Source organism: Psychrobacter nivimaris (assembly GCF_904846365.1).
Lineage (GTDB): Bacteria > Pseudomonadota > Gammaproteobacteria > Pseudomonadales > Moraxellaceae > Psychrobacter > Psychrobacter nivimaris_B.
The window spans coordinates 24,460-30,977 of sequence record NZ_CAJHAL010000034.1; the positions used below are offsets into that span (position 1 = coordinate 24,460).

Consider the following 6,518-nt stretch of genomic DNA (forward strand, 5'->3'; position numbering starts at 1 on the left):
GATATCATGAATAAAAGCCACGACAAACCGTATACTGCCGCCAACTTAAAACTGGCAAATCTCGAATATCTTATCCAAAATGGTCAGCCTGTTTTTGGTGTTTCCTCCCAAGTCAAAAGTATCAATTACTTAGATTATTATAGTCATCTCATTTCACAAAAATCCTTACCTAACTGGCGTAAAGAACTAAAAGCCAACCAATTCTGCTTCATTCAGATACTCCAACCCCCGTATCGAGTGTGCCTCGCGCTCGCAACGATTAAGCTTGCGACTAGTGCTTTCGTTTACATTTATAATGAGGATACTCAGCAGCTGGAAGTCTGTGAAGCGCTACAGCCTTTGACGCATCATACGCACTTAGATGGTGATGGTTATCAAGGGCAGATGGCATTTACACATACAAAGCTCAGCGTCACCTTGGATTTTAGTCCTGCTCAGATAAATATTGCGCTCGACAGTCAGTATGTTGCAATAACGGCAGCGTTAGCACGAAGCGCACAACCGTTAGCCATATGTACGCCGACTGGTAGGCGTGGCTGGACGTTTACGCAAAAAGAGCCGTTGACCGCACTATCTGGGCATTTACTCATTAAAGCCAAGTCAAAATTTCATACTGATGCTCCTGATGCTCCTGATGCTCAACCTCAAAAAATAAAATTCACCGATGCTACTATTGCCAATCTAGATTGGACACTCGGCTATATGCGTCATGAGACCAATTGGTTTTGGAGCTGTATCACTAGCTATTTGTCAGATGGCCGTCGCTTTTTGCTCAATCTGTCTATGGGTGTCAATGAGACAGGAGCCAGTGAAAATGCTTGTTGGCTTGATGGGCAGATATTCTATTTACCACCCGTTATGTTTGCTCGTGAGGATTCAAATATTCGATCAAGTCAGCCAGACAGTCTTGAGCCAAGCATAGAAAGTGTAGAAAGTGATGCTAGCGCCACAAAGCCGTGGCGTATTTATCATCAAAATCTCGGGTGGAGCAATGTCGATATTGATTTGAGCTTTACACCGATTACCGTTTATAAAAAGACCGATAATTTTGGTGTGATAGCCAGTATCTTTGAGCAGTGGATAGGTTTTTATAGTGGTGAAATTCGAATAAGAGATGAAGTTATTAGGCTTGATAATGTCATGGGGCTCGCAGAAGATCATTTTGCCAAATGGTAGTTTCTGAGATATAACATGGGGGTAAATGAGATTATTGGCTGTATTCAGTTTTAAGTAGCCGCCCCTCTATAAATCTAGCCGTCAATTCCGTATAATCGTCGCTATTAAATATTTGCTAAGGAACAACAATGTCTATCAAGTCTGACCGCTGGATTCGTAAAATGGCTGAAGAGCACGGCATGATTGAACCGTACGAGCCAGGTCAAGTACGCTTTAATGATGCAGGCGAGCGTTTGGTTAGCTACGGCACCTCAAGCTACGGTTATGATGTGCGCTGTGCTCCTGAATTTAAAGTTTTTACCAACGTACATTCAGTGGTCGTTGATCCTAAAAACTTCGATGATAAAAGCTTTATCGATATCGTTGGTGACGAGTGTATCATTCCACCTAATTCGTTTGCTTTAGCTCGTACTATGGAGTATTTCCGTATTCCGCGTGATGTATTGACTATTTGCCTAGGTAAATCAACGTATGCGCGTTGCGGTATCATCGTCAACGTGACGCCACTTGAGCCAGAGTGGGAAGGGCACGTTACTTTAGAGTTTAGTAATACCACCAATCTGCCAGCCCGTATCTATGCTGGCGAAGGCGTTGCGCAAATGCTGTTTTTCCAAAGCGATGCTGATGATGTCTGTGAGACCAGTTATAAGGATCGTGGTGGTAAATACCAAGGTCAGCGCGGCGTGACACTGCCAAGAACCTAATCAGTAGGTGTCCGTTTAAAAGCTTATCAGTTATAGAAAGTTAATAAGCCTTTAAATAGTTAATAAAAAAGCTAGTCATATTAAATATGGCTAGCTTTTTTATTGTGTTAAAGAGAACTGGTCTAAGGTTCTATTTACTTCCAGAATTTTTATTTTAGGACCTTTAAACCCGCTTTATTATCGCGCTTTGGTTTAGGTGCTTTAGCAGGACTGTTGTTAGACATTGGTGCTGAGTCGTCTTCTGGCTGATAGTTGTCATACTCTTTTGGATCAAAGAACATCCCTTGCGAGTTCTCTTTAGCATAAATCCCCATCACCGCAGTAAGCGGTACCCAGATTTCTTGTGAGACGCCACCGAAGCGCGCGCTAAAATGAATATAGTCATTTTCCATACTCATGTTACCAGTAGCACGGCTGGCGATATTTAATACGATACGACCGTCTTGTACATGCTCGATTGGTATTTGCACATTGTCAGCAGTGGCATCGACCATCAAGTATGGCGTCAGAGCGTTGTCTTCTATCCATTGATATAGTGCGCGTACCATATAAGGGCGGGTAGGTGTAATAGAGGTGGTTTCGCTCATCTAATGATTTCCTATACTAATAATTTTTAATAATGAAAAATATCTTGTTCAGCGACTTATCAAATGACAAATGCTAATTAACGTTTATCTTATTTATACTTTATTTTAGGACAGCTTTTGATACTTGTCTAATCAACGCACGCTTTTTTGGAAGCTACTGCGCTCAAACACTCTCGTTTGATATTCAAACAATGGACGACTAATGGCACGTGGCAGCTCAATACCCATCTCATCTAATCGCCATAATAGTGGTGCTAATAACACGTCACACCAACCGAACTCATCAGCCATAAAATAAGGCTTATGAGCGAACAGGGGTGACAGAGTAATTAATGAATCACTGAGCTGTTTTTTGGCAACGGCAGCCTGCGCTTTATTAAAGCTATCTGGATGCGTCAACAAGCGCTTGCCAAGTACTAACCAATCACGCTGAATGCGCCAAGCCAATTGGCGAAATTGTGCACGCTCTTGCGGTGTCTCAGGGAGCAGTTTATTTGTATGATAGCGCTCCTCAAGATATTCAAAAATGACGTTAATCTCATAAAGCGCAATCTCACGCTGCTGTAATACAGGCAAAGTATGATAAGGGTTTAGCTCAGTCAAATCTTCAGGGCGCTCAGAATGTAAGCGAGACAAATAGTAAGCGAGCTTTTTTTCTTCAAGTAATAGGCGTACCACATGACTGTCGTAGCCGTCATCAGCATACAAAATTAGCTGACTACTTGGAATGTCATTCGCATCAATCATGAAAGCCTAATGTTAATAGTGAAGGTTGTCATCGTAAACAAACTCGCAACGTTTATCAAGGTAGTGTACGTAAACATTAGCGCTGAGTGGCTTATTTTCCGGCATATCTAGTATTTATGCTATATATCAAGGCACAAAAAAGCACTACCGAAGTAGTGCCTTTTTTATTTCTAAAAACTAACTGCTGACTATGACTTATTTGACATCTTTCCAGAATTCTTTATTCAATAAGTAAACTGGGATGAGCAGTACTAATAAGAATAGAATTACAAAGAAACCAATTACTTGACGGTCGTGACGAGCAGGTTCACCCATCCACGCCATAAAGTTAACCAAGTCACCAACTTCAGATTCAAACTCTTCTTGGCTCAACTCTTCTTGCATGTTATGCAATACGTGAGGCATCGCTGCATTGGCCAGTACTAAGTTGTTTGCACCCCAAGGACGGCTTGGATCTTCATAGAACGACAGTAGGTAAGTATATACCCAGTCGTCGCCACGCAGACGTGTCTCAAGTGATAGATCAGGCGGCGCTGCGCCAAACCAAGATGCTTGAATCTCAGGATCGATCTCAGCAGTAATGTGGTCACCGATTTGATCGGTAGTAACCATCAAATACTTTTCAACCAACTCAGGCGGTATCTCTAAATCTTGTGCAATACGCGAGTGACGAACATACTTGGCTGAGTGGCACCCAGCACAGTAGTTCATAAAGATTTTTGCACCGTTTTGTAGCGAGCCCTTATTGGTAAAATCAATAGGGGCAGTACTACAAGCCAAATGCTCATCAACACCTTCAGCATTAGTAAACGTGCCACAACCACTGCCTTCAGCCATTGCTGTACCAGCAGTCAAGGTCAATGCCGCGCCTAAGCCTAGACCAGCTAGGGATTTAATTAGCGTGCTCATTAGTGACCTCCGGTAACGCGTTCTGGTGGCTGTTTACACTTCTCAATGGCAGTATAGAACGGCATCAGTAAGAAGAACAAGAAATATAGAATCGTGAATACACGAGCCATAATAGTCGCAGTTGGCGTTGCAGGTGTTGCACCTAAGTAGCCTAGTACCACAAAGCTAATAGCAAATACAGTTAGTGCAATCTTAGACAAGATACCTTTGTAGCGTATTGAGCGTACAGGTGATCTGTCGAGCCACGGTATCAAGAATAGTACAGCGATGGCCGCACCCATGGCGATGACACCGCCCAGCTTATCAGGAACAGCACGCAAGATAGCGTAGAAAGGCGTGTAGTACCATACTGGTGCAATATGCGCTGGTGTTTTCAGTGAGTTCGCTGTCTCAAAGTTTGGTGGCTCAAGGAAGAAACCGCCGCCTTCTGGGAAGAAGAATACCACTGCAAAGAAACAGATAAAGAATACTACGATACCAACCATGTCATGCACAGTGTAGTACGGATGGAATTCGATACCGTCTAAAGGCACACCATTTTTATCTTTTAGCTTTTTGATGTCGATGCCATCAGGGTTGTTCGAACCCACATGGTGCAACGCCACAATATGCATAAATACTAGGCCCACGAGTACTAATGGAATAGCAACAACGTGTAGAGCAAAGAAACGGTTTAGGGTAATACCAGAGATGATATAGTCACCACGTACCCATTCAGCAAGGCCATCACCAATAACAGGTAATGCTGCAGGTAAGTTCAAGATAACCTGAGCACCCCAGAATGACATGTTGCCCCAAGGTAGTAGGTAACCGAAGAAACCTTCTGCCATAAGTGCGAGGTAGATACCCATACCGATAAGCCAAATAAGCTCACGAGGTTTTTGGTATGAACCATATAGCAAGGCTCTAAACATATGCAGGTATACAACGACGAAAAACGCAGATGCGCCGGTTGAGTGCATATAGCGAATGAGCCAGCCACCTTTTACATCACGCATGATGTATTCAACAGACGCAAATGCCCCTTCGGCACTTGGGTTGTACATCATCGTAAGCCATATACCAGTCACCAATTGGTTGACCAGTACAATCATCGATAGCACGCCAAAGAAGTACCAAAAGTTAAAGTTCTTTGGTGCGTAGTACTTTGACATATGGTATTCATAGGTTTCGGTCGCTGGAAAACGCGCGTCCACCCAATGCATTAACTTTTTACCCATACTCATATTAAGCCTCCCCAACCGTCAAGATGGTACCATCCATACCATATTCTGGAACGGGTAAATTAAGTGGTGCAGGAACGCCGCTATATACGCGACCTGCTAAGTCATATTTTGACCCGTGACACGGACAGAAAAATCCGCCGTACCAATCATTACCACCTAAATCCACCGCGCCCACATCAGGACGGTAGTTTGGTGCACAGCCCAAATGTGTGCAAACGCCTTCGACCACCAATACGGTTGGATCTAAAGAGCGAGTAGGATTTTTGCAATATTCAGGTTGTAGAGACGCATCAGACTCAGGATCGGATAATAGAGGTTTGACTGACTCTAATCCTGCAACCATGTCTGCGGTGCGCTTAACCACATAAATAGGTTTACCACGGTATTTGACGACGATCATTTGTCCATCTTCGATAGAACCAATATCTTGGGTCACTGCAGCCCCTGCAGCCTCAGCTTTAGCGCTTGGGTACCAAGAACGGACAAAAGGTGTCGCCACGGCAGCTACCCCAGCTGCACCAATCGCGGCAGTTGAGGCAATAAGAACTCTACGGCGTTGTACATTAACGCCTTCGGCTTGGCTCATTAATACTTCCTCCAGGTGAATGAAATGGGATTATCCCACACTGGGTTTGTGGCTTAGAAAATATACAATATCAAGCCACTTTAGCTGTGCCTAATTTTGCTAATTGTTGCTATTCTAAGCTATTTCGGTGATAAAATAAATTATTGCGTTAAAAATAAAGCAACCTCAATAGGACATATTAGAAGGTTGAATATGACAATCAAACTAAAACAGTTGGATTATCAACGTTTAACGCTAACTTTGCTTTAACAAGGATTATGATGTGATGACCTTATAAATAATAAGGATTTTCAGCAATAGCGAATGATACTTGAAATTAAGGTAATGTTCACTAACTTTCACCATCTAACTACTTTGTAAGTTGCTGTAAAACAAATATCACCACTCTATATAATAAAGTGGTGATGCCTTCACAATGATTAATAATGTTTTGTCAGACTATCAGAAACTTGTTTATCGAGACCATCCCGAATTCTGTGTAACTGCCGTTTAGATTAAATGCTTGCTGATACGGTCATCAAACATAATCATAAAACGATTCAGAGCAGACGTCCAGTTACGGATTGGCATCGACCACTTTTTG

At 42.8% G+C, this 6,518-nt stretch carries 7 protein-coding genes; 2 read left to right on the forward strand and 5 right to left on the reverse strand.

The annotated features are described in order from the left end of the window. Nucleotides 1-6 precede the first annotated feature (6 nt). Both JMX63_RS12420 and dcd read left to right on the forward strand, forming a co-directional pair. Nucleotides 7-1,176 (forward strand): DUF2804 domain-containing protein, encoded by a 1,170-nt coding sequence (locus tag JMX63_RS12420; protein WP_201572674.1) that lies wholly within the window; start codon nucleotides 7-9, stop codon nucleotides 1,174-1,176. Between the two features lie 128 nt (nucleotides 1,177-1,304). Further along, entirely contained in the window at nucleotides 1,305-1,880 is a 576-nt protein-coding gene (dcd, locus tag JMX63_RS12425) for a dCTP deaminase (RefSeq protein ID WP_058024138.1), read from the forward strand. A gap of 149 nt (nucleotides 1,881-2,029) precedes the next feature. Here dcd and JMX63_RS12430 read toward each other — a convergent pair whose 3' ends face one another. From JMX63_RS12430 to petA, 5 genes are all read right to left on the reverse strand, one after another. Then, on the reverse strand, nucleotides 2,030-2,467 hold the full coding sequence (locus tag JMX63_RS12430) for a ClpXP protease specificity-enhancing factor (protein WP_201572676.1): 438 nt from the start codon (nucleotides 2,465-2,467) through the stop codon (nucleotides 2,030-2,032). A gap of 132 nt (nucleotides 2,468-2,599) precedes the next feature. After that, entirely contained in the window at nucleotides 2,600-3,214 is a 615-nt protein-coding gene (locus JMX63_RS12435; protein ID WP_058024136.1) for a glutathione S-transferase N-terminal domain-containing protein, read from the reverse strand. A 195-nt stretch (nucleotides 3,215-3,409) separates the two neighbouring features. Then, nucleotides 3,410-4,123, reverse strand: a complete 714-nt coding sequence (locus JMX63_RS12440) for a cytochrome c1 (RefSeq protein WP_201572678.1) — start codon at nucleotides 4,121-4,123, stop codon at nucleotides 3,410-3,412. Continuing rightward, nucleotides 4,123-5,328 (reverse strand): cytochrome b, encoded by a 1,206-nt coding sequence (locus JMX63_RS12445; protein ID WP_193006695.1) that lies wholly within the window; start codon nucleotides 5,326-5,328, stop codon nucleotides 4,123-4,125. Before JMX63_RS12445 ends, JMX63_RS12440 begins: the two co-directional genes overlap by 1 nt. 22 nt (nucleotides 5,329-5,350) lie before the next feature. Then, complete coding sequence (gene petA, locus JMX63_RS12450) at nucleotides 5,351-5,935, reverse strand: ubiquinol-cytochrome c reductase iron-sulfur subunit (protein ID WP_201572680.1); 585 nt, start codon at nucleotides 5,933-5,935, stop codon at nucleotides 5,351-5,353. Between the last annotated feature and the right edge of the window lie 583 nt (nucleotides 5,936-6,518).